The following is a 21822-nucleotide window of genomic DNA, read 5'->3' on the forward strand; positions in this document are numbered from 1 at the left end:
CCATGAGCCGCCCGACGGCCCCCAGCCCGCACGATCTTCCGGCCACCTCCGGATCCGCCGTGCCCGAGCTTCTTTCCATCGGCGCGGCGGCCCGGGCCAGCGGTGTGAAGGTGCCCACCATCCGCTTCTATGAGGGGATCGGCCTGATGCCGCCCTCGCCGCGCACGGACGGCAACCGGCGGCTCTACGGCGGGGCGGAGCTGAAGCGCCTCATCTTCATCCGTCACGCGCGTGAGCTCGGCTTCGAGATCGACGAGATTCGCACCCTGCTGGCGCTTCAGGACCGGCCGGACCAATCCTGCGCGGCGGCGGACGCCATCGCTTCCGCCCGCCTCGGCGAGGTGCGCCAGCGCATTGCCGCGCTGAAGGCGCTGGAGGTGGAGCTGGAGCGCATGGTGGAGGCCTGCGCCCATGGCAAGGTGGCCGAGTGCCGGGTGATCGAGACCCTCGCCGACCATGCCCATTGCCGCTTCCATGCGGGCAAGGCCGAGGAGGGAGCGTTCCGCTGATCCCCGCTCACGCCGAGCGGGAGCGGGGGGCGGCGCCCCGGGGGGTGCCGTCGCGCACGGTGGTGAAGAACTCGGCGGGGCCCATCTGGCCGCCCTTCAGCACCACTTCGAGGCCGTCATAGATGGCGTCGTCTGAATGGGCCCGGCACAGGGGCGCGCCGGGGGCGAGGCCGGCGGCGATATCCAGAGCGAAGACGTTCAGCGCTTCCATCACCTCGCCGGAGCTGTCGCCGCCCGCCACCGTGACCCGGCGCACGGCGCGGCTCTCCACCATGCGGCGCATGATCTCCGCCAGCACACTGCCGACCCGCCGCGCGGCATCGGCGCGGGAGAGGCCCAGCGCTGCCGCGGTGGCGTCGAAGCCGGTGACGGCCGGGTCGTCCGGCCCCTCGGCGCTGAAGATGACCGGGCTTTTCCCGCGCTTCAGCGCGTTCAGCGCCACGTCCACCGCGCGCGCGGTCTCCGCCTCCCGGCTCGCGTCGGCGAGGGCGCGGGGAAGATCGAGCCGCTCCGTATGGAAGCCGTTGGCGCGGGCGTGGGCGATCTGCGCCGCCGTCACGGGCGAGCAGCTGCCGGAGACCACGGCGATGGTCTCCACGCCCTCTGCCTGCGGCAGGCCGGGCGTCGCCGGCAGCAGGCCGAGGCTGCGCCAGTGGGCGGCCAGCGCATATTGCAGGCCCGAGGAGGAGGCGGAGAAGATCCCGCCGCCGCGGTTCTCCCAGATGAGCCGGCCGGCTTCGGCTAGCGTCGCCTCGTCCATCACGTCGATGAGCACCACCGGCGTGTCGGCGCCCGCCAGCGCCTCTTGGCGCGCCTGCGCCTTGCCGGCGCGGATCTCCGCCATGTCGATGAGGGCGATGCGCCGCTCCGTCTGGCGGGCGAGGTGGCGTGACAGGTCCGCCTCGTCCATGGGCGTCACCGGGTGGCGCGACATGGTGGGGTGGCGGTCGAGCCGGTAGGTGGTGCCGTTCCAGGTGACGAACAGGTTGCCGAACATCTGGTAGCGGCCGAGGCGCGGCACCCCCACCACCATGGGCGACCATCTGCCGCCCATCTGCCGAACGCCGATGTCGATAGCGCGGCCGATGGAGCCCACATGCGGGGCGGAATCGAAGGTGGAGCAGATCTTGTAATGCAGCACCGGGGCGCCGAGCGCCGCGAGGCGGGCGAAGACGGCGGGCAGCTCGGCGTCCATCCACTCCGGCGTGCGCCCGCGGGAGGAGCCGGCGAGGCCGATGCAGCGCACGGCGGGAAAGCGCGCGCGCATCTCCTCCGTGGGCGGGCGCAGGAACAGCACCGTGGGCACACCCGCGGCCGTGATGGCCTCCAGCGCGTCGGTTGAGCCGGTGAAGTCGTCGCCGTAATAGGCCAGCAGCAGGCCCTCGGGGAAGGCCGCGGCACTCATCGCCAGAAGCCCAGCGCGGTCTTCAGCGCGGTGTTACGGGTGGCCTCCTCCTCAAGGCTCGCGCCCGCCATGGCGGCGCGCCAGGCGGCGCGCAGGGCCTCGACACCCGCCGGCACCCCCGCCGGATGGCCGAAGATGCCGCCGCCCGCCGTGTGGATCAGGTCGGCGCAGCCGATGGCGGCGTAGGTCTCCGCCGCCTGCCTGCCGGTCTGGCCGGAGGAGAAGACGGGCATGGCCTCCATGGGCGCCTCGGCGTTGAGAGGCGAGAGCACGGCGCGCGCGGCGGCGATGACGCTCTCGTTGCTCTCCGAGAACTTGTTGTAGAGCCCGTTCACATGCAGGTGGTCCACGCCCGCGAGCCTCCAGAGCTGCTGCCAGGGCGCATAATCCCACCCCAGGGCCGGGGCGCGATAGAGATAACCCCAGCCGGCGCGGTGGCCGTGGAGGGGGAGCTGCGCGTGGCGGGCGATCTCCCGCACCCCCACGAGGCCGATGGAGTTGAGGCAGACCATGACGCAGGTGCCGCCCAGTTCCAGCACGAGGTCGTGCCGGCGGCGCATCTCGTCGAGGTCGCCGGTGATGTTGAAGGCCACCATCACCTTGCGCCCGCGCCGGTCGGCAGCGTCGTTGACGACGCGCATCACCGCCCGTGCGCGCGCCTCGAACGGGCAACGCGCGCCGTCCGCCTGCAGCTCGTCGTCCTTGATGAAGTCGATGTCGCCGGCGATCAGCTCGCGCACCTGCTGCGCCGTCTCCTCCGCCGAGAGGCCGATGGAGGGCTTGATGATGGTGCCGATGATCGGCCCCTCGCTCACCCCTGCCAGCTTGCGCGTGCCGGCGATGCCGAAGGCCGGCCCGGCGAAGGCGGAGGTGAAGGAGCGCGGCAGCCTCAGGCCCGTGAGGCGCAGGCCGGAGACCTGGTGCAGCTCATAGAGGTTGCCGGCGATGGTGGACATGAGGTTCGGCAGGGACGGGCCGAAATTCTCCACCGGCCAGGACAATTCGAGGATGGAGCGGGTGTAGCGGTCGGAGGCCATGGCGCCGGGCAGGCTCGGCCGGTCCACTACCTCGAGCGTCTCCAGCCGTTCCACCTTCGCGCCGGAGCGCGCCTTCAGCTCCGCCGTCTCGGTGGCGAGAGCAACGAAGGTGCCGCTCGACTGCTCGCCTGCGATGACCTCCGCCGTCCGGGCCGGGTCGCCCCCGGTTTCCATCCAGTAGGTGGCGTAGACACGTTCGCTCATCGCGGGGTTCCTGTTGATGCGGTAGGGCGCTTGCGGCGCGGAGCGGGGCGGGCGTCCCGCCCCGCCATCCCGCTCAGGTGATGCGGCGGATGCTCTCGGCGATCTCGTCGTTGTCGAGGCACTTCAGCCAGTCGTCGCGCATGAGGCGCGGCTTGCCGAACTGGATCGCCTTGTTGCAGGCGTCCGAGAACATGCCGGGGATCTCCTTGAAGGTGACCGCGGCGAGGATGTTCATGTGGCCGAGCAGGAAGTCGCGGGCGCATTCGGCGGGCACGCCGCGGCGCACGGTCTCGTCCATGGCCTCGCGCATCACGTCGAGGAGCGTGGCGCAGATGGTCTCGGAGAGGCCCGGCTCCAGGATCGCCATCTGCTCCACGGTCAGGCGGTAGGAGCGCAGGATGGGGGCGTAGATGGCCTTCGCCACTGCCTCGCCGAGCGCGAAGGATTCATCCGGCCCCTGCATGAGCGCGGAGGTGATGGACTGCTTCGCCGCCACACCGCCGAAATAGTCGCGCCGCGCCTCGTCCGTCGTTTCGTCGTTGAAGATGAGCGGATGGCAGGGGTGGGAGACGAAATAGATGAGGTCCGGCCGCTCGGGCAGGTGGCCGGCGAAGGGCGCGGCCGCGTCCAGCAGCATCACCATGGTGCCGGCCTTCAGCTTCGGTGCGATGGCGTGGGACACCTTGCCGATGAGCGTGTCGGGCACGGCGAGGATGACCACGTCGGCGCCATCGAGCGCGGCGTCGACCTCGATGCAGTCGACGCCGACCTCGTCCTTCAGCCGCTTGCGGCCGATATCGCTGACCTCCACGTGGGCCACCCGGAAGTCGGACTTGGCGAGGTTCTTGGACAGGCGCACGCCCATCTTCCCGCCGGCGCCGAACAGGGCGATCTTCGCGTTCATCTTGGTTCTCCGGTCCTTTGTCCTGGGGCCGGCAGCGCCGGCCCCCGCTTTTTCTTGAAAGTCGGATGCCGTCAGGCCGAGCGCGCCGGGGCCGTCGAAGCCTCGGGCACGTTCTCCCCGCGCCGCGCCACCACCAGGGTGAGCACCGAGGAGAGCAGCATGAAGGCGCCCACCAGCAGCATGGCCGTCTGGAAGGAGCCGGTGGCGTCCTTCACCCATCCGGTGATGAAGGGGGCCGCGAAGCCCGCCACGTTGCCCACCGTGTTGATGAGGGCGATGCCCGCGGCGGCGCCGGCGCCCGAGAGGAAGCGGGCGGGGATGGCCCAGAAGTTCGGCAGGGCCGAGAAGATGGCGCAGGCGGTGATGGTGATGACCGCTACCGTGGCCGCCGGCGAGCTCATGTAGAGCGCCACCGGGATGGACACCGCGCCGACGAGGGCGGGCAGGCCCACGTGCCAGGGCCTGACGCCGGTCTTCGCCGCCTGCCGGCTCCACAGCACCAGCGCCACCGCCGCCGGCAGGTACGGAATGGCGGTGATGTAGCCCTTCTGCATCACGCTGAACTTGGCGCCGAACTGGGCCTCGAAGCCGGAGATGATGGTGGGCAGGAAGAAGGCCAGCGCATAGAGCCCGTAGATGAGGCCGAAGTAGATGAAGGACAAAAGCCACACCCGCCCGTTCATGAGCGCGCCGGAGGCGAGGATGTTGTGCGAGCCGGCCTTGGCCTTCTCTTCCTTGGCGAGCTCGGCGGTGAGCCAGGTGCGCTCGGCGGGCGTGAGCCATTTGGCGTCGGCCGGCCTGTCCACCAGGTAGAACCACGCGATCACGCCCACCACGATGGCCGGCACCGCCACGCCGAAGAACATGACGCGCCAGCCGGCGAGACCCATCAGTCCGTCCGCCCCGATCAGCGCCGAGGCGAAGGGCGCTCCAATGACGATGGTGAGCGGCTGCGCCACGTAGAACAGCGCCAGCACCTTGTTGCGGTGCCGCGCCGGCACCCACATGCTGAGGTAGAGGATGGCCCCCGGGAAGAAGCCGGCTTCGGCGACGCCCAGCAGGAAGCGCAGGAAATAGAGGCCCTCCACGCTGCTCACCCAGGTGAACAGCATCGCCACGATGCCCCAGGTGACCATGATGCGCGCCAGCCAGCGCCGCGCGCCGAACTTGTGGAGCGCGAGGTTGCTCGGCACTTCCAGGAGGATGTAGCCGAGGAAGAAGATGCCGGCCGCGAACCCGAACTGGGCGGCGGTGAGGCCGAGGTCACGCGTCATGCCGTTGGGTCCGGCGAAGGACACGGCCGTGCGATCCAGGAAATTGATGAAGAACATGAGGCCGATGAACGGCGTCAACCGCCAGCAGACCTTGCTGATGGCTGACCGTTCCACGGCCGGCGCTTCGGGCTCCGACATGGTTTCCTCCATGAGAATGGTGCAGATCTTCTGGCGTCTGCGCTTCTTGCTTTTCGTGGCTCCGGCTGCGGCGGGGGAGGCCACCGCAGCCGGAGTTGGATGCATGCCATTAGGCGCCCGGAGCGCGCGGGAACAATCGATTTGTTCTCGCTGGGATGTGAGCTAAACTCACATATGGCATGCTGCGCTGCAGCAGGAAATGGCGCGAAAACAGGATGTTGGGGTGATGTCGCAGCAGGTGAGCCCTCCCTTGCCCTCGCTGGTGGCGCTGCGGGCGTTCGAGGCCACCGCGCGCCACCGCAGCATGAGCCGGGCGGCGGAGGAATTGTGCGTCACCCACGGCGCGATCAGCCGGCACGTGAAGGCGCTGGAGGCGACGCTCGGCGTCCAGCTCCTCGCCCGCCGCGGCACAGCCACTGATCCGACGCCGGAGGGCCAGCGCCTCGCCGAGGGGCTCACCACCGCCTTCGGGGTGATCCACGCGACGCTGGAGCGGGTGCGGCCGGGGCCGCTGACGCTCTCCTGCTCGGCGTCGATCATGCTGTGCTGGCTCATCCCGCGCATGGCCGGGTTCCACCGCCGCAGTCCGGACGTGCAGGTGGAGCTGAACATGAATTATGACAAGGTGGATTTCAGCCGCGACAACATCTCGCTGGCCATCCGCTCCTCCGCCATCGTGCCGCCGCGCGACGCCATCATCCGGGAACTGGGGGCGGAGTGGATCGGCCCCGTCTGCGCGCCGGACTATCTCGCCGGCATGCCGCTGGAGACGCCCGACGCCTTGGTCCGGGCGCATCTCCTCGCCACCAACACCCGGCCGGAGGCCTGGCGCGACTGGGCGGAGGCCACCGGCAACGGCGATATCCCCCTGAAGCCGCAGCGCAGCTTCGATCACTTCTACCTGCTCATCCAGGCGGCGGCCTGTGGCCTTGGGGTCGCGGTGGTGCCGCATATGCTGGCGCTCAGCGAGCTGCAGTCCGGCCGCCTCGTCGCGCCCTTCGGCTTCACGCCGGGGATCCGCCACCTGAAGCTCTGGATCGCACCGCAGGTGGCGTTCCGATCAGACCTGCGGGCGCTTGAATCGTGGCTGGTGGGAGAGATGGCGACCTTCGGCGCGCCGCGGCATCTCGCTTCGGAACGTGCCTGAGCTCAGCCGCGCGCGTCGATGCGGGGGCTGCCGCGGAAGAAGGCATCGTGCAGGACCAATGCGCGCGCCCCGCCCGCCAGCACGGCGGCTTCCGGCCGGCCGAGCGCCTCCGCCCGGCGTGCGGCGCGGGCCAGCGCTGAGGCTGCGCGCGCGGGTGACGGGCCGATGTGGGCGAGGCGTCCGAGGGCCAGCTTGAAGCTGCGGGCGAGGGCCGGCGGCAGGGTCGCCGGGCCGGTGCGGGCCGATGCTTCGCGCAGGGCGAGGATGGCGGATCCGGTGGCGAGCACGGCGAGGCCTCCGTCCACCACGGCGCCGCGGCTCGTTCCCGCGCGCCCGGCAAGGCGGGAGAGGCCCAGCAGGCGATGATAGAGCCGGGCCCGCCAGGTGATGCGGTGGGCGGCGGCGTCGGGGCTGCGGGCCATCTGCTCCAGTTCCCGCACCATCATGGCCACCATGGCGTCGAGCCGTCGGCCCGCATCGATGGGGAAGAGCAGGCGATACGCGCCCATGGCGACGAGCGGCGCCGCCACTACGGCGAGCGCCGCATTCGCCATGTCGGCGATGCTGTCCGTGGGCGGATAGGCGGGGTGGAGCAGCAGCAGCGACACCATCGCATAGTCGAAGGCCATGGGCAGCGTGCGGCGGTGGGAGAAGAACAGCGGAGCCACGAGGATGAAGGGCATGGTGAGCAGCACCAGCCCCATGGTGTCGTGGGCAAAGGGCCAGACGAGGAAGCGGCAGGCGAGCGCCCCCGCCGCGCCGATGGCCTGGCCACCTGCGACGAAGAGCATGGTCCGCGCCGGATTCTCGAAGGTCGAGAAGAGCGAGATCATGATGGAGGTGCCGAGCAGCAGGAACGGCCCACCGCTCCACCCGCTCGCCAGCCAGAACGCGCCCACGGCGAGCATCGCCAGAAGGGCCCGGACCAATGCCCAGCGCGCGCCGACCCAGTCCTTGTGCAGGATGACCGGAACGAACGGAGCGGCGCGCCCCGTCTCCGCCTCGGCCCCGAACACGGCCGCAAACGCCGCCGAAATCGCCCCGAGGGCATCCGACAGGCGGGGGTCGGCGGACGAGGCCCGGGCGGCGGCATCGAGATCCGTCGTGATGGCGGCCGTCTCCGCGCCGGTCTCCAGGCCGGCGATGGCGCGGTCGAGAGCCTGCACCAGCACGGGATCGGGCGCACCGGTCGTTGGGCGGCGCACCAGCGGCAGGAGGGCGATGTCGGCCATCAGCAGCGCGCGGGCGCTCCTCACCTGCCGGCGGGAGCCGAGAGAGCCGGCGCCATGGGGCTCCAGCGCCTCCTCGATGGCGGCCATGTCGGCCAGGAGATCGGCCTGCTCGGCGAGGAGGCGCGCATCGTCTGGTTGATCGTAGCCGCGCTTCACGTGCCTCAGCAGGCGGGCGGTGATGTGGCGCAGGCGGCCCGTCATCTCCGCCTCCCCTTGCCGCGGCGCGAACAGAAGGCCGAAGGCGAGCGCGAGGCCGACGCCCACGAGGATGGTGACGAAGCGGTCCAGCCCCAGGGTGAAGACATGATCCGGATGGTGGCTGTCCAGCAGCGTCACCATGGAGGCCGAATAGCCCGCGAGAATGGTGCCGTAGGCGACGAAGCCACGCTGCAGATTGCCGATGCCCGCGCACAAGGCGATCCAGAGGGAGAGCCCGGCGATCAGCAGCATCGGATCGCCGCGCGAGGCGAGCATCAGCAGGATGCCGGCGATCACCCCGCTCAGGGTGCCGGCGACGCGGAAGAAGCTCTTCTCGATGAGCTGGCCGCGGGTCGGCTGGGAGGCGGCCCAGACGGTCATCGCCGCCCATTGGGGGTGGTCGAGGCCGAGGAGGGAGGCGATGAGGAGCGCCGCGCAGGAGGCGAGCGCGGTGCGCATCGCGAAGGTGAGGCGCGGCAGGTCGAAGCCCAGCGCCGCGAAGGTGTCCCGTGCCCGCATCTCAGCGCCCCTTGGCCGCATGCAGGGCGGCGATGCGGTCGTCGATGCGGGCGAACACCGCGAGCGCCGTCTCCATCTCCGCGTCACCGATCCCCTCGAGCAGGCGGCGCTCGATGGCAACGATGCGGCGGCGGATGACTTTCACGGCGGAGAGCCCGGCAGGAGTGAGCTCCACCTGCCGCGCCCTGCGGTCGTGCGCGTCCACCAGCCGGGTGACGAGGCCCTGCCGCTCCAGAATGTCGACGAGGCGCACGAGGCTCGATCCATCGAGGCCGACGCGGGCGGCGAGATCCTTCTGGTGCAGCGCCCCGCCGGCGGCGTGGAGGTGCACCAGGGGAGTCCAGGTGGCGTCGCTGAGGCCGGCGGCGGCCAGCTCCTCGTCGAGGTGGCGGCGCCAGCGGCGCGCGAGGCCGACGAGATGAAAGCCGAAGCGCGCGGCGGCGGACGGGGAGGGGGCGGAGGGCATGGATTATGGATGATATAAAAATAATTTGAATACAATCTATTTTCCCGCACATCAGCGTTGCGATGGCGCAACGGCGGCGTGGGAGGTGCGGATCGCGGCCGCGGGTCAGTGCCCGCCGCCGCCTCCGGTGCCCGGACGAGGCCGGCGCATCAGCGGCGCGGCGAGGACGAGGGCAAGGAACAGGAAGGTGAGCAGGTAGAAGACGTCGGCGAAGGACATCACCAGCGCCTCCCGCCGCACCAGGGCGGCCATCTGCTTCAGCGCTGCGCCGGAGGCGTCCGAGCCGAAGGAGGAGAAGGCGGACGTCATCGAGGTGATACGCTCCAATGCCACCTCGTTCGCCCACTGGACGTTCTCGTGCAGGCGGGCGAGATGCAGGTCCCAGCGGTTGTTGAGCACCGTGTTGATGAGGGCGAGCCCCACCGCGCCGCCAAGATTGCGCATCAGGTTGAAGAGGCCAGAGGCGTTCTTCATCTGCGCCGGCGGCATGGTGCCGAGGGAGATGTTGTTGATGGGGATCATGGCGATCATCAGCGACACCCCGCGCAGGATCTGCGGGATGAACAGCTCCCAGAAGTCCCAGTCCTTGGTGATGTACGTCACCCACCAGGTGCCCACCGCGAAGCCGGCGAAGCCCGCCCCCATCATGATGCGTGGGTCCAGCTTGGTCATGAGCCGCCCGGCGATGGGCGCGGTCAGGAACATGGCGACGCCGGTGACGAACATGGTCTCGCCGATCATGAGGGCGGAGTAGCCGCGCACCCGCCCCAGATAGATGGGGTAGAGGTAGGTGAGGCCGTAGAGCCCGATGCCCATGACGAAGCTGAAAGCCGAGCCGATGGAGAAGTTGCGGTTCTCGAACGCGCGCAGGTCCACCACCGGGTGCGCGGTGGAAAGCACGCGGGCGAAGAAGGCGGCCGCCGAGACCACGCAGACGATGGCGAAGGCGAAGATGTACTGGTCCTCGAACCAGTCGTTGGTGGGCCCTTCCTCCAGCACGAACTCGAGGCTGCCGAGGAAGCCCGCCATGAACAGGAGGCCCCACCAGTCGAAGCGGTCGAGAAGGCCGAAGTCCGGCTCGTCGAAGTCGATCAGCGTCACCGCCGCCAGCACCACGAAGATGCCGGGGATGACGTTGACGAGGAACAGCCAGTGCCAGGAGAACAGATCGGTGAGATAGCCGCCCACCGTGGGGCCGATGGTGGGCGCCAGGGTCGCCACCAGGCCGATCATGGGGGCGACGATGGGCTGCTTCTCCCGCGGGAACACCGCATAGGCGGAGGCGAACACGGTGGGGATCATACCGCCGCCCAGGAAGCCCTGCAGCGCGCGATAAACGATCATCTGCTCGATGGAGGAGGCCGTCGCGCACAGGAAGCTCATGAGCGTGAAGCCGGCCGCGGAAGCCGCGAACAGCCAGCGCGTGGAGAGCGCCCGCGACAGGAAGCCCGACAGCGGGATCATCACCACCTCGGCGATGAGGTAGCTGGTCTGCACCCAGGAGATCTCGTCGGAGGAGGCGGCGAGGCCCGCCTGGATCTCGGAAAGGGAGGCGGAGACGATCTGGATGTCCAGGATCGCCATGAACATGCCGAACACCATGCACAGGAAGGCGAACATGCGCCGTCCCTCCACGCCAGGGGCGGCGTGGGCGCGGGTGGGGGTGAGTGTCGCGACGTCGGACATGGTGTCGGCTCCGCCGAGGCGCCGATCGGGCGCCGCCGGCCTTACGGGTTGCGCGCGGGAGCGCCGTGCACCGGCGCCGCCTGGGCGGCGAGCGGGCCCACGCCTGCGCCACCGCGGGTATCCACGGTCGCCGTCACCGACATGCCGGGGCGCAGCTCATGGCCGGCGAGGGCATCGGCGTCGAGGGCGATGCGCACGGGGATGCGCTGCACGATCTTGGTGAAGTTGCCGGTGGCGTTCTCCGGCGGCAGCAGGCTGAACACGGAGCCCGATGCCGGCGAGACGCTGAACACGGTGCCCTCGAAATCCCGGTCCGGATAGGCGTCCACATAGACGCGGACCTTCTGTCCCGGGATGAGGCGGCCGAGCTGGGTTTCCTTGAAGTTGGCATCCACATAGACGCCGCCCAGGGGCACCACGGCGGCGAGCCGGGTGCCGGGCTGAACCAGCTGGCCCACCTGCACGGCCCGGTTGCCGACCACGCCGGAAATGGGCGCGCGCACGACGGTGAAGTCGAGATCGCGCTCGGACTGGGCGCGGGCGGTGCGGTAGCCGTCGAGGGTGCGCGCGGCCTCCTTGCGCTGGGCCTGCAGCACGGCGATGGCCGCCTGCGCGGAGGTAACCGCGGCCTTGCCGGCCTCCACGCTCGCCTGGGCCTTGTCACGGTCGGCCCGGGCGTTGTCGAGGGTGGCGCGGCTCGCATAGTTGGAGCTCGCCAGCTTGTCCTGCCGGTCGAATTCGAGCTGGGTGCGCTTCAGGTCGGCCTCGGAGGCCGCAAGCTGCGCCCTGGCTTGGTCGACGCTGGCCTCGGCCGCCTTCAGCTGCTCGTCGAAGCGAGCGAGAGCCGCTTGCTGCGTGTCGATCTTGTCCTGCGCCGCCTGCACCGCGAGGCGATAGTCGCCGTCGTCGATGCGGGCGATCACGTCGCCGGCGTTCACCCACTGGTTGGCGGTGACCTCCACGCTTTTCACGTAGCCGCCCACCTTGGCCGCCAGCACCGAGGTGTCCGCGCCCACATAGGCGTCGTCAGTGGAGACCTGGAAGCGGCCGACCCGCCACCAGTCCATGCCGTACCACCCGCCGCCGAGCACCAGCGCCGCGAGGACGCCGCCAAGCACCAGCCGCTTGACCGGTCGTTTGGGGGAAGCCGCCGTGGCCGCCGAATCACTGGCTGGCGCAGGGGCGCCGTCGCCTTGCCGCGCCTTGAGGACCGTCACGCCGGCGGGTGGGGTATCCCCTTCCTCCGGATCGTCGGGCGCGGCCGCCATCTTGTTCGCCTGAGTCACGGCAGCCTCCAATTTTGCGCCGTTTTCAACTGAACGGTTTAGTTTTGCCATGGGAGGCACTATACTGAACTGAACGGTTCAGTCAAATTCTTTGACAGACGCCCCCTGGGCCACTTATGCACAGGACGTCAGGAAGGTTGGACAATGAGTGATGTGATGAAGGGTGCCGCGGCCGTGGCCGAAGCGCCCGAGCGCCCGGAGCCCGAAGCCAGGAAACGCCGCGAGATCATCGACGGCGCGCGGCGGGTGTTCTTCGACAAGGGGTTCGACGGCGCCAGCATGGACGAGATCGCCCGCGCCAGCGGCGTCTCCAAGGCGACGATCTACGTCTATTTCGCCAGCAAGGAAGAGCTGTTCCAGGCGCTGGTGGAGGTGGACCGGCGCAAGTCGGCCGAGCGCCTGTTCGAGTTCGACCCCGGCGATCCGGACGTGGCCAACCTGCTCCAGCGTATCGGTGAATCCTTCATGACCATGATGGTGCAGCCGGACCATATCCGTCTGGTGCGCATGGTGATGGGGGTCGCGGAGAAGTTCCCCTCCATCGGCCGCACCTTCTTCGAGACCGGGCCGTGCGAGGGCGGTCGCCGCCTTGCGGATCTCCTGGCCCGGCAGCGGGACATCGGCAACCTGGACGTGGACGACTGCGAGGCGGCCGCCTTCCAGTTCTTCGGCCTGTGCCAGGGAAACCTGGCGAAGAGCCTGCTGTTCGGCACCCGCCAGCAGCCGACGGCGGAGCAGATCGCCGCGACGGTGGCGAGCGGCGTGCGCGTCTTTCTTGCCGCCTACGGAACCAAGCGGGGCTGAGCCCCGCAGGGAAACGGCACCGAGGCCCGGCTGCCGCGGGGGATTGGGGTTGGGCCCCGCCCGCCGCGCCCCGCCTCAGGACGGCTTGGCCGATGAGCCGCTTTGCGTCGCACCCTGCTCGATGGTGTCCGCGAGCTCGTTGAGCGCGCTGGCCAGCGCCCGCAGCAGGTCGGGCGGGAGGGAGACCTGCACCGCCGGCGAGGGCTTGCCCGGCTTGGGGATTCCCACTTCCAGCCTGAGCCCGCCGGTGGTGCCGTTGAACACGGCGGTGGTGAAGGCCTGGAGCGGCCACACCTTGAGGCGTCCGGCCTCGTCCTTGTCCCAGCTATCGAAATCCATGGGTTGCCGCGTTCTCCCGGTTGAGGCCCCCGCATAGCATGGGCCACGCGGGGGCGGGAGGCGCCGCGGTGCTGCGGGCTGCGATCCATCCGGGAAGGTCGATGGTGCAATGCGGCATCGACGCGGCCTCAGCTCGGCGGTATAGCTGGGACAGCTACAACGAGAACGGTTCCGGTGCTGTCCGTCGTCATCGCAACGCACAATTCCGAACGCCAGCTGGTGCCGGTGCTGTCCGCGCTGGTGCAGGGGGTGACGGCCGGCATCCTGCGGGACGTGACGCTGGTCGACTCGGCCTCCACCGACGGCACCGCGACCATCGCCGATGCAGCCGGCTGCGTGCTGCTGCATTCCGTGGGCGACGTGGGCGTGCGGCTCCGGCAGGGCGCGGCGCAGTCGCGCGGGCGCTGGCTTTTGTTCCTCTCCCCCTGCTCCATCCTGGAAGAAGGGTGGGCGCGAGAGGTCAGCACCTTCATCGAAACGGTGGAACGACGGGGGCAGGCGGAGCGGATGGCCGCCACCTTCCGCCTGGCGGTGGATGGGTACGGCTTCGGCCCGCGCCTGGGGGAGGCCATGGCGGTGGCGCGGCTCGCCCTGTTCGGCCTGCCGCATCCCGGCCAGGGGCTGCTCATCTCCCGGAAATATTACGACAAACTGGGTGGCCACCCGTCCGGCGTGAAGGCGGAGCGGCGGTTCGTGGCCCGCATCGGCCGGCGGCGGATCCACCTGCTGCGGCCCCACGTGCTCCTCCCCGGCAAGGACGATTGAGGCGCTCCGGCGGGCGTCCGGGCTTCTGGACCTTCGCCGGCATCGACACCTTCCGCATCGGCTTGCCGCATCAGCGTGCCGCCGGGCCCGGCGGCGGCGGCCGCTTCCAAAAGTTCCGCTTGGAAAAGCGCCCCGGTTGCGCCTAGATGGCGGCGCGGGGTCGGGCCAGCCTTGTCGCTTCAGGCGAGGGCGGGCGCCGGTCGGTCATTTCTCGCGAGGGGGCCGGTCGAGCGATCTTGGGGGCGGTGCGCGACGCACGCCTTCTTTCGCACGCCCCGCCTCCCGTCACGGTGCCGAGCACCGAGGGAGCGGTCCATGGGCCTTCACCGTCGTCTCCTCAGCCTTTTCTGCGCCACCGCCCTTGCCGCCGGCATGATCGCCGGATCCGGCGCGGCCTACGGCCAGGCGCAGCCGCGCCCGCAAGCGCCTGCGGCCCAGCAAGCGCCCGCGGCCCAGCAAGCGCCCGCGGCCCAGCAGGCCCCGCGCCCGGCGAGTGCCAAGACCTTCCAGCGCTCCGACCTCATCTCCGGCGCGCGGCGCTACGAGCGGCAGCTGAAGCGCGAGGGCACCATGCCCACCCAGGCGCTCGACAAGGTGCGCCGCGACGCCGCCCAGGCTGTCCAGCGCAACGATGCCCGTGCGGCGGCCGAGCTCTATGCGGGCCTTGCCCTCGCCCAGCCGCAGGATGCCTCCGTGTGGCTGCGCCTCGCCCGCTCGCTCGCGGCCATCAAGCCCAATGACGGGGAGGATGCCTCCGCCTTCATCGACAATGCGCTGGCCGCTGCCTTCATCTCCTACCGCCGGGCCGCGACCCGGACGGAGGAGGGCGATGCGCTGGCCTTCATCGGCCATGTCTATGCTGACCGGCGCCTGTGGAACGCGGCCCTCGACACCATGAAGGTGTCCCTCGACCTGCGCGATACGCCGGCCGAGCGCGCGTTCTATGAGAAGCTGAAGGAGGAGCACGGCTTCCGCCTCGTGGACTACACGGTGGAATCCGACAGCGCCGCGCCCCGCGCCTGCGTGCAGTTCTCCGAGGACATTGCCACCGGCGCCGATTTCTCCAAGTTCGTGCAGGTGGTGGGGCTCGACAAGCCGGCGGTCACCGGCGAGGCGCGGCAGATCTGCGTGGAGGGCCTGAAGCACGGCGAGCGCTACACCATCAACGTGCGCCCCGGCATTCCCGGCGCCAGTGGCGAGCGCACCAAGAAGCCCACCGAGCTCACCATCTATGTGCGCGACCGCCAGCCCTCCGTGCGCTTCGGCGGCCGCAACTATGTGCTGCCCCGCACCGGCCAGAAGGGCATTCCCGTCACGTCCGTGAACACCGCCGCGGTGAAGGTGAACATCCTGCGCATCGGCGACCGGGGTCTCGTGCCCAACGCCATCCAGGGCGAGTTCCGGCAGGGCCTGGACACCTACGTGCGCGAGCGCCTCGCCGACGGCACCGCCATCTCCCTCTTCACCGGCACGCTGGAGGTGGAGAGCCCGCTGAACCAGGACGTGACCACCGCCGTGCCCGTCACGGACGCCGTGGGCAAGCTGGAGCCGGGTGTCTATGTGATGACCGCCGCGGCCGAGAAGGCCACCACCGACGACGACTACGGCACCGAGGCCACCCAGTGGTTCATCGTCTCCGACCTCGGCCTCACCGCCTTGTCGGGAGCGGATGGCGTGCATGTGCTGGTGCGGTCGCTGGGGAGCGCCGAGCCCATGGCGGGGGCGGAGGTCCGCCTCATCGCCAAATCCAATGAGGTGCTCGGCACCGCCCGCGCCGACGCCAACGGCTATGTGCGCTTCGATCCCGGCCTCTCGCGCGGGCCGGCGGGCCTTTCGCCGGAGGTGGTGGTCGCCCGTACGGACGGCGGCGACTATGCCTTCCTCTCCCTGAAGGATGCGGGCTTCGACCTGACGGACCGGGGCGTCTCCGGCCGCGAGACGCCCGGGGCGCTCGATGCCTTCCTCGCCCCGGAGCGCGGCGTCTACCGCTCGGGGGAGACGGTGCACCTCACCGCTCTGCTGCGTGACGCGCAGGGCCGCGCGGCGGCCGGCGTTCCGCTCACCCTCCAGCTGGTGCGGCCGGACGGCGTGGATGATCGCAAGCTCGTGGTGGCGGACCAGAGCGCGGGCGGGCGCACCGTGGACCTGCCCCTGCTCACCGGCGCCATGACCGGCACCTGGCGGGTGAAGGCGCTGACCGATCCGAAGGCGCCGCCCGTGGGCGAGGCCACCTTCCTGGTCGAGGACTACGTGCCCGACCGGGTGGAGTTCACCCTCACCGCCCGCGAGGCCGCCATTCCCCGCGACCGGCCGGCCGAGGTGCTGGTGGACGGGCGCTTCCTGTTCGGCGCGCCCGCCGCTGGCCTCGACGTGGAGGCGGAGAGCGAGCTGCGCGCCGCCGCCGAGCGCCCCGGCTTCCCCGGCTTCCGCTTCGGCAATGCCCAGGACGAGGTGCTGGCGGATCGCCAGCCGCTGGCCGATGCGCCGAAGACCGACGACAAGGGCCGGGCCTCGCTCCGCGTCCTCGCCGGGGACCTGCCGCGCACCGCCCGGCCGCTGGAGGTGGAAACCCTCGTGCGCCTCGTCGAGGCGGGCGGCCGCGCCGTCCAGCGCACCATCGTGCTGCCCGTGGCGCCGGCCGGCAGCCAGATCGGCGTGAAGCCGCTGTTCTCCGACCGGGTACGGGAGGGCGACGACGCCACCTTCGACGTGGTGGTGGCGGGCCGGGACGGCAAGCTGCTGGCCGCCCCCGGCCTCAGCTGGAAGCTCTCGCGCATCGAGACGCGCTACCAGTGGTACCGCTCCGGCGGCTCGTGGGACTACGAGCCGGTGAAGATCGTCACCCGCATCGGCGAAGGCCGGCTCGACACCAAGGCGGACGGGCCGGCGCGCCTTGCCGTGCCCACCCAGTACGGCCGCTATCGGCTCGATATCATCGGCGACGGCCTGCCGCTCACCAGCACCACCTTCGAGGCCGGGTTCGGCGGCGACGGCAATGCCGACACGCCCGACCGGCTGGAGCTGACGCTGGACCGCGCCGCCTACGCCTCGGGCGACACGCTGGAGGCCACCGTCACCGCCCGCAGCGCCGGCACCGCCACCGTGCTCGTGCTGAACGAGGGTCTGCTGGAGCAGCGGCTCCTGAAGGTCGCGCCCGGTGCCAACAAGGTGTCCTTCAAGGTGGGCGCGGGCTGGGGGCCGGGGGCCTATGTGGTGGCCTTCATGCACCGCCCCCTCGACGTGGCGGCCGGCCGCATGCCGGGCCGGGCCATCGGCCTCGCCTGGTTCTCCGTGAACCGGGAGGCGCGCACCCTGAAGGTGGAGCTTTCCGCCGCCGCCGAGATGCGGCCCAACTCCACCCTCTCCGTTCCGGTGCGCGTCGCCGGCCTTGCCCCCGGCGAGAAGGCCTATGTGACGGTCGCCGCGGTGGACGTGGGCATCCTCAACCTCACCGGCTACAAGCCGCCGGCGCCGGACGCCGCCATCTTCGGCCCGCGCCTGCTCTCCGCGCAGATCCGCGACCTCTACGGCGCGCTCATCGACGGCATGCAGGGTGCCACCGGTCGCCTGCGCTCCGGCGGCGACGGCGGCGAGGCGGGGCTCCAGGCGAGCCCGCCCTCGGGGCCGCCGCTGGCGCTGTTCTCCGGCATCGTCGAGGTGGGGGCGGACGGCACGGCGAACGTCTCCTTCCCCATCCCCGCCTTTGACGGCACCGCGCGGCTCATGGCCATGGCCTGGAGCGCGGACAAGCTCGGCCACGCCTCGGCGGACGTGATCATCCGCGACAAGGTGGTGGTGCTCGCCACCCTGCCGCGCTTCCTCGCGGCGGGGGACCGCTCCACGCTGAACCTCGACCTCACCAATGTGGAGGGGCCGGAGGGCGACTACCGCCTCGATGTCTCGGCCTCGGGCGCGGCGGCCATCACCACGCCCGCCCCGGCGCTGAAGCTCGCGGCGAAGCAGCGCCAGTCGCTGCGCTTCGCGCTGGAAGGGCGGGGCGTCGGGCCGGCGACGGTGACGGCGCGCCTCACCGGGCAGGGCCTCGACATCACCCGCACCTTCCAGATGAACGTGCGGCCGGCCTATCCGGACATCGAGCGGCGCACCGTGCGCGTCCTCGCTCCCGGCGAGAGCCTGACGCTGAACAAGGACCTCCTCGCCGACATCCTGCCCGGCACCGGCAGCGTGGCGGTGAGCGCCATGCCCAACTCCACCATCGACGTGCCGGCCCTGCTCGCGGCGCTGGACCGCTATCCCTACGGCTGCACCGAGCAGGTGACGAGCCGCGCGCTGCCGCTGCTCTCCTACAACGAGCTCGGCGTGCTGGTGGGCCGCGCGGCGGATCCGGAGGCGGACCAGCGCATCCGCGACGCCATCGTGCGGGTGATGGCGCGGCAGGGGTCCGACGGCTCGTTCGGCCTGTGGTCCGCCGGCGGCACCGACACGTGGCTCGACGCCTACGTGGTCGACTTCCTCTCCCGGGCGAAGGAGAAGGGCTTCGCCGTGCCGGAGAAGTCGTTCGCCTTGGCGCTCGACCGGCTGCGCAACATCGTCTCCCTGGCGGGCGCAGACATGCGCTCGCCGGAGGAGGGGCTGGCCTATGCCCTCTACGTGCTGGCCCGCAACGGCCGCGCGCCCCTCGGTGACCTGCGCTACCTCGCCGACACGCGGCTGAAGAACCTCTCCTCGCCCCTCGCCAAGGGGCAGGTGGGGGCGGCGCTGGCCCTGCTCGGCGACCGCACACGGGCGGAGCGGGCCTTCGCCGTGGCGCTGGAGGGCCTGCCCGCCAGCCCCGCCGCGCCCGAGGTCGGCCGGCCCGACTTCGGCTCGGCTCTGCGCGATGCCGCCGCCCTCACCGTGCTCGCCCGCGAGGCGGGGCTCGACGCCCTCGCCGACGTGGCCCTCACCCGCGTGGACGTGGCCCGCACCCGCACCGAGCGCACCTCCACCCAGGAGAATGCGTGGCTGATCCTCGCCGCCCGCGCCCTCGTCGCCAGCGCCGCCAACATGACGCTGGACGTGGACGGCACGCCGGCGCGCGGCCCCTTCGGCCGCAAGCTTTCCCGCGCCGACCTGGAGCGCGGGCCGATGACGATCCGCAATGCCGGGGCGGAGCCGGTGAAGGTGGTGTTCGGCATCAACGGCGCACCCGTGGCGCCCGAGCCGGCCGTCGCCAAGGGCTTCAATCTGGAGCGGCGCTACTTCACCCTGGACGGCAAGACGGCCGATCCGTCCAAGGCGGTGCAGAACCAGCGCTTCGCGGTGGTGCTCACCTTCAGCGAGGCGCAGAGCGCCCTCGCCGACGTGCTGCTGGTGGATTATCTGCCCGCCGGCTTCGAGATCGAGAACCCCAACCTGGTCCAGGGCGGGGACGGCGGCTTCGCCTGGCTCGACGAGACCTCGGAGGCCGGCCACGTGGAGTTCCGCGACGACCGCTTCGTCGCCTCCGTCACGCGGCAGGAGGGCGACGAGCCCTTCACCGTCGCTTATGTGGTGCGCGCCGTCTCGCCGGGCCGCTATGCCCATCCGCCCGCGATGGTGGAGGACATGTACCGCCCCGACCGCTTCGCCCGCACCGCCGCCGGCACCGTGGAGGTCGCGCCCGGGCGATGAGCCAGGATCGACCAGACGCACCTTCGGAGGAGGGGACCGCGCACGCGGTCCCCGGGGCCGAAGGCGCGACGCCCGGGGCCGGGCGGGTCCGCCGCCGGCTGTTGCGGGTCGGTGCGGGTGGTACGCTCTGCTTCGCGCTCCTGGTGGGCGGCGCCTTCGCGGGGCTTCACCATCTGCGCGCGTCGGCGCCGCCACCGCCGGAGCCGAAGGTCTCCGTTGAGGTGGTGGACCGGGAGGGCCGCCTGCTGCGCCCCTTCGCCTTGCCGGACGGACGCTGGCGCCTCGCCGCCACCGTGGCGGACGTGGACCCGCGCCTCGTCGCCATGATCCTCGCCTATGAGGACCACCGCTTCGCGGCGCACGGCGGCGTTGATCCCCTGGCCCTCGCGCGGGCGGCGGGGCAGGCGGCGCCGTCCGGGCGCGTGGTGTCGGGCGGCTCGACGCTCACCATGCAGGTGGCGCGGCTGACCCTGCCGCCGCGGTCGCGCACCCTTCCCGCCAAGCTCGCCCAGATGCGCCGCGCCATCGAGCTGGAGGCGCGCCTCTCCAAGGACGAGATCCTCGGCCTCTATCTCACGCTCGCGCCCTATGGCGGCAACATCGAGGGGGTGCGGGCGGCATCGCTCACCTATTTCGGCAAGGAGCCGCGGCGGCTCACCCTCGGCGAGGCGGCGCTGCTCGTGGCGTTGCCGCAGTCTCCCGAGGCGCGGCGGCCGGATCGCTTCCCCGCGCGGGCCCGGGCGGCGCGCGACCGGGTGCTCGACCGGCTGCTGGCCGAGGGCGCCCTCTCCGCCGACGAGGTGCGCATGGCCAAGGCGGAAGGCGTGCCATCCGCCCGCCGTGCCCTGCCGCAGCTCGCCCCACACCTGGCCGAGGACCTCGTGGCCGAGCGGCGCGATCTCGCCCGGCACGCCACCGCCATGGACGGCGGCTTGCAGGAACGGCTGGAGGAGCTGCTGCGCGAGCGCACCCGCGCGCTGGGCCGGGGCCTGTCCGCCGCCATCGTGGTGATGGACAACGACAGCGCCGAGGTGCGCGCCTATGTGGGCGCGGCCGATTTCAACGACCGCGCCCGGGCCGGCGAGGTGGACCTCGCCCGCGCCGTGCGCTCGCCGGGCTCCACGCTGAAGCCCTTCATCTACGCCATGGCGTTCGAGGACGGCATCGCCCATCCCGAGACCCTGATCGAGGACCGGCCGGCCCGCTTCGGCGCATGGCGGCCGGAGAATTTCGACCACGGCTTCCAGGGCACCCTCTCGGTGCGCAAGGCGCTGCAGATGTCGCTGAACGTGCCCGCGGTGAAGCTGCTCGATGCCGTGGGGCCGCAGCGCCTCGCGAGCCGCCTGCAGCAGGCGGGCGGGCGGCTGGAGCTGCCGCCGGGCGCGGCTCCCGCCCTGCCCATGGGCCTCGGCGGCGTCGGCATCCGCCTCGTGGATCTCACCGCCCTCTATGCGGCGCTCGCGCGGGGCGGGGAGGCGCATCCGCCGGTCTACCGCCAGCCGGGCAGCGCGGTGACGGCGCCGCGCCGCGCCCGGCTCGTGGACGAGGTGGCCGCCTGGTACGTGGGGCAGTGCCTCCTCGGCACCCCGGCGCCGGAAAATGCGCTGGGCGGGCGCATCGCCTTCAAGACCGGCACCTCCTACGGCTATCGCGACAGCTGGGCCGTGGGCTTCGACGGGCGGCGCACCGTGGGCGTGTGGGTGGGGCGGCCGGACGGGCAGGCGGTGCCGGATCTCACCGGCCGGGCCGCCGCCGCGCCGCTGCTGTTCGATGCCTTCGCCCGCATCGTCCGCACGCCCGCCGCGCTCAGGGCCGCGCCGCGCGGGGCGCTGATGGTGGCGAACGCGCGCCTGCCGTCGCCCCAGCGCCATTTCGGCCTGTCGCGGAAGGAGCAGCCGCTGCAGGTGGTGTTCCCGCCGGACGGCGCGCGGGTGAGCCTCGATGGCGCGGAGGACGGCCACCTGGTGCTGAAGGTGGATGGCGGCACCTTCCCGCTCACCCTGCTGATGGACGGCCGGCCGGTGGCCCGGGTGGACGGGCGGGAGGAGGAGCGGCGCACCCTGTTCTGGACGCCGCAGGGGCGCGGCTTCGCCCGCCTCACCGTGATGGACGCGGCAGGCATCACGGACACGGTGACGGTGCGGGTGGAATAATCCCGGTACCCGGCGGGATTGCCTCATCGGCCCCCGGCATCAGCCCCGCGTGGGGCTTGGGCGATACCCTCCCGGCCCGGGCGCAGACCCGGGCTGTTGGTCCCGAAGGCCGTTGGTCTCGAACGGTTTCGCTCCGGCGCTCC

Annotated in this window: 15 protein-coding genes; 6 read left to right on the top strand and 9 right to left on the bottom strand. The window is 71.4% G+C overall.

Annotated elements, in window-relative coordinates; genetic code table 11:
• Positions 1-2: 2 nt before the first annotated feature.
• The gene (locus V5F59_RS06200; RefSeq protein ID WP_393982211.1) at positions 3-509 is read left to right on the top strand and encodes a MerR family transcriptional regulator; all 507 of its coding nucleotides are present in this window, start codon (positions 3-5) and stop codon (positions 507-509) included.
• 7 nt (positions 510-516) lie between these two features.
• Here the strand turns inward: V5F59_RS06200 and oiaK are convergent, their stop codons facing one another.
• The 4 genes from oiaK to V5F59_RS06220 form a co-directional block, all read right to left on the bottom strand.
• Positions 517-1914: a 3-oxo-isoapionate kinase OiaK gene (gene oiaK / locus V5F59_RS06205; protein ID WP_393982210.1), complete on the bottom strand. Its 1398-nt coding sequence runs from the start codon at positions 1912-1914 to the stop codon at positions 517-519.
• Positions 1911-3155 (bottom strand): ribulose-bisphosphate carboxylase large subunit family protein, encoded by a 1245-nt coding sequence (locus tag V5F59_RS06210; RefSeq protein WP_393982209.1) that lies wholly within the window; start codon positions 3153-3155, stop codon positions 1911-1913. The genes oiaK and V5F59_RS06210 overlap by 4 nt, the downstream gene beginning before the upstream one ends.
• Before the next feature lie 73 nt (positions 3156-3228).
• The gene (locus V5F59_RS06215) at positions 3229-4059 is read right to left on the bottom strand and encodes a phosphogluconate dehydrogenase C-terminal domain-containing protein (RefSeq protein ID WP_393982208.1); all 831 of its coding nucleotides are present in this window, start codon (positions 4057-4059) and stop codon (positions 3229-3231) included.
• Positions 4060-4130: 71 nt separating this feature from the next.
• On the bottom strand, positions 4131-5471 hold the full coding sequence (locus tag V5F59_RS06220) for an MFS transporter (protein WP_393982207.1): 1341 nt from the start codon (positions 5469-5471) through the stop codon (positions 4131-4133).
• Positions 5472-5697: 226 nt separating this feature from the next.
• On the opposite strand from V5F59_RS06220, the gene V5F59_RS06225 reads away from it, so the two are divergent.
• Positions 5698-6618 carry a LysR substrate-binding domain-containing protein gene (locus V5F59_RS06225; RefSeq protein ID WP_393982206.1) on the top strand — a complete coding sequence of 307 codons (921 nt, stop codon included), beginning with the start codon at positions 5698-5700 and terminating at the stop codon, positions 6616-6618.
• Between the two features lie 2 nt (positions 6619-6620).
• Here V5F59_RS06225 and V5F59_RS06230 read toward each other — a convergent pair whose 3' ends face one another.
• The 4 genes from V5F59_RS06230 to V5F59_RS06245 form a co-directional block, all read right to left on the bottom strand.
• Positions 6621-8567, bottom strand: coding sequence for an FUSC family protein (locus V5F59_RS06230; protein WP_393982205.1), 1947 nt, complete (start codon positions 8565-8567; stop codon positions 6621-6623).
• A gap of 1 nt (position 8568) precedes the next feature.
• On the bottom strand, positions 8569-9033 hold the full coding sequence (locus tag V5F59_RS06235) for a MarR family winged helix-turn-helix transcriptional regulator (protein ID WP_393982204.1): 465 nt from the start codon (positions 9031-9033) through the stop codon (positions 8569-8571).
• Positions 9034-9138: 105 nt separating this feature from the next.
• Positions 9139-10719, bottom strand: coding sequence for a DHA2 family efflux MFS transporter permease subunit (locus tag V5F59_RS06240; protein ID WP_393982203.1), 1581 nt, complete (start codon positions 10717-10719; stop codon positions 9139-9141).
• A 41-nt stretch (positions 10720-10760) separates the two neighbouring features.
• Positions 10761-12005, bottom strand: a complete 1245-nt coding sequence (locus V5F59_RS06245) for an HlyD family secretion protein (protein WP_393982202.1) — start codon at positions 12003-12005, stop codon at positions 10761-10763.
• 144 nt (positions 12006-12149) lie between these two features.
• On the opposite strand from V5F59_RS06245, the gene V5F59_RS06250 reads away from it, so the two are divergent.
• The gene (locus V5F59_RS06250; RefSeq protein WP_393982201.1) at positions 12150-12809 is read left to right on the top strand and encodes a TetR/AcrR family transcriptional regulator; all 660 of its coding nucleotides are present in this window, start codon (positions 12150-12152) and stop codon (positions 12807-12809) included.
• 75 nt (positions 12810-12884) lie between these two features.
• On the opposite strand, the gene V5F59_RS06255 is transcribed toward V5F59_RS06250, so the two are convergent.
• On the bottom strand, positions 12885-13148 hold the full coding sequence (locus V5F59_RS06255; protein ID WP_393982200.1) for a hypothetical protein: 264 nt from the start codon (positions 13146-13148) through the stop codon (positions 12885-12887).
• Between the two features lie 174 nt (positions 13149-13322).
• Between V5F59_RS06255 and V5F59_RS06260 the strand changes: the two genes are divergently transcribed.
• The 3 genes from V5F59_RS06260 (at position 13323) to pbpC (ending at position 21679) form a co-directional block, all read left to right on the top strand.
• The gene (locus V5F59_RS06260; RefSeq protein WP_393982199.1) at positions 13323-13913 is read left to right on the top strand and encodes a glycosyltransferase; all 591 of its coding nucleotides are present in this window, start codon (positions 13323-13325) and stop codon (positions 13911-13913) included.
• 315 nt (positions 13914-14228) lie between these two features.
• Positions 14229-19526 (top strand): alpha-2-macroglobulin family protein, encoded by a 5298-nt coding sequence (locus V5F59_RS06265; protein WP_393982198.1) that lies wholly within the window; start codon positions 14229-14231, stop codon positions 19524-19526.
• Complete coding sequence (gene pbpC / locus V5F59_RS06270; RefSeq protein ID WP_393982197.1) at positions 19523-21679, top strand: penicillin-binding protein 1C; 2157 nt, start codon at positions 19523-19525, stop codon at positions 21677-21679. The genes V5F59_RS06265 and pbpC overlap by 4 nt, the downstream gene beginning before the upstream one ends.
• The last annotated feature ends 143 nt before the right edge of the window (positions 21680-21822 follow it).

Source organism: Xanthobacter nonsaccharivorans, assembly GCF_043194755.2.
GTDB lineage: Bacteria > Pseudomonadota > Alphaproteobacteria > Rhizobiales > Xanthobacteraceae > Xanthobacter > Xanthobacter autotrophicus_G.

What these genes read in the sequence shown, in the direction of transcription:
- V5F59_RS06265 (WP_393982198.1), top strand. Translation starts at nt 14,229, where the DNA reads ATGGGCCTTCACCGTCGTCTCCTCAGCCTTTTCTGCGCCACCGCCCTT.
- pbpC (WP_393982197.1), top strand. Translation starts at nt 19,523, where the DNA reads ATGAGCCAGGATCGACCAGACGCACCTTCGGAGGAGGGGACCGCGCAC.
- oiaK (WP_393982210.1), bottom strand. Translation starts at nt 1,914, where the DNA reads ATGAGTGCCGCGGCCTTCCCCGAGGGCCTGCTGCTGGCCTATTACGGC.
- V5F59_RS06225 (WP_393982206.1), top strand. Translation starts at nt 5,698, where the DNA reads ATGTCGCAGCAGGTGAGCCCTCCCTTGCCCTCGCTGGTGGCGCTGCGG.
- V5F59_RS06210 (WP_393982209.1), bottom strand. Translation starts at nt 3,155, where the DNA reads ATGAGCGAACGTGTCTACGCCACCTACTGGATGGAAACCGGGGGCGAC.
- V5F59_RS06240 (WP_393982203.1), bottom strand. Translation starts at nt 10,719, where the DNA reads ATGTCCGACGTCGCGACACTCACCCCCACCCGCGCCCACGCCGCCCCT.
- V5F59_RS06220 (WP_393982207.1), bottom strand. Translation starts at nt 5,471, where the DNA reads ATGTCGGAGCCCGAAGCGCCGGCCGTGGAACGGTCAGCCATCAGCAAG.
- V5F59_RS06255 (WP_393982200.1), bottom strand. Translation starts at nt 13,148, where the DNA reads ATGGATTTCGATAGCTGGGACAAGGACGAGGCCGGACGCCTCAAGGTG.
- V5F59_RS06230 (WP_393982205.1), bottom strand. Translation starts at nt 8,567, where the DNA reads ATGCGGGCACGGGACACCTTCGCGGCGCTGGGCTTCGACCTGCCGCGC.
- V5F59_RS06235 (WP_393982204.1), bottom strand. Translation starts at nt 9,033, where the DNA reads ATGCCCTCCGCCCCCTCCCCGTCCGCCGCCGCGCGCTTCGGCTTTCAT.
- V5F59_RS06200 (WP_393982211.1), top strand. Translation starts at nt 3, where the DNA reads ATGAGCCGCCCGACGGCCCCCAGCCCGCACGATCTTCCGGCCACCTCC.
- V5F59_RS06250 (WP_393982201.1), top strand. Translation starts at nt 12,150, where the DNA reads ATGAGTGATGTGATGAAGGGTGCCGCGGCCGTGGCCGAAGCGCCCGAG.
- V5F59_RS06215 (WP_393982208.1), bottom strand. Translation starts at nt 4,059, where the DNA reads ATGAACGCGAAGATCGCCCTGTTCGGCGCCGGCGGGAAGATGGGCGTG.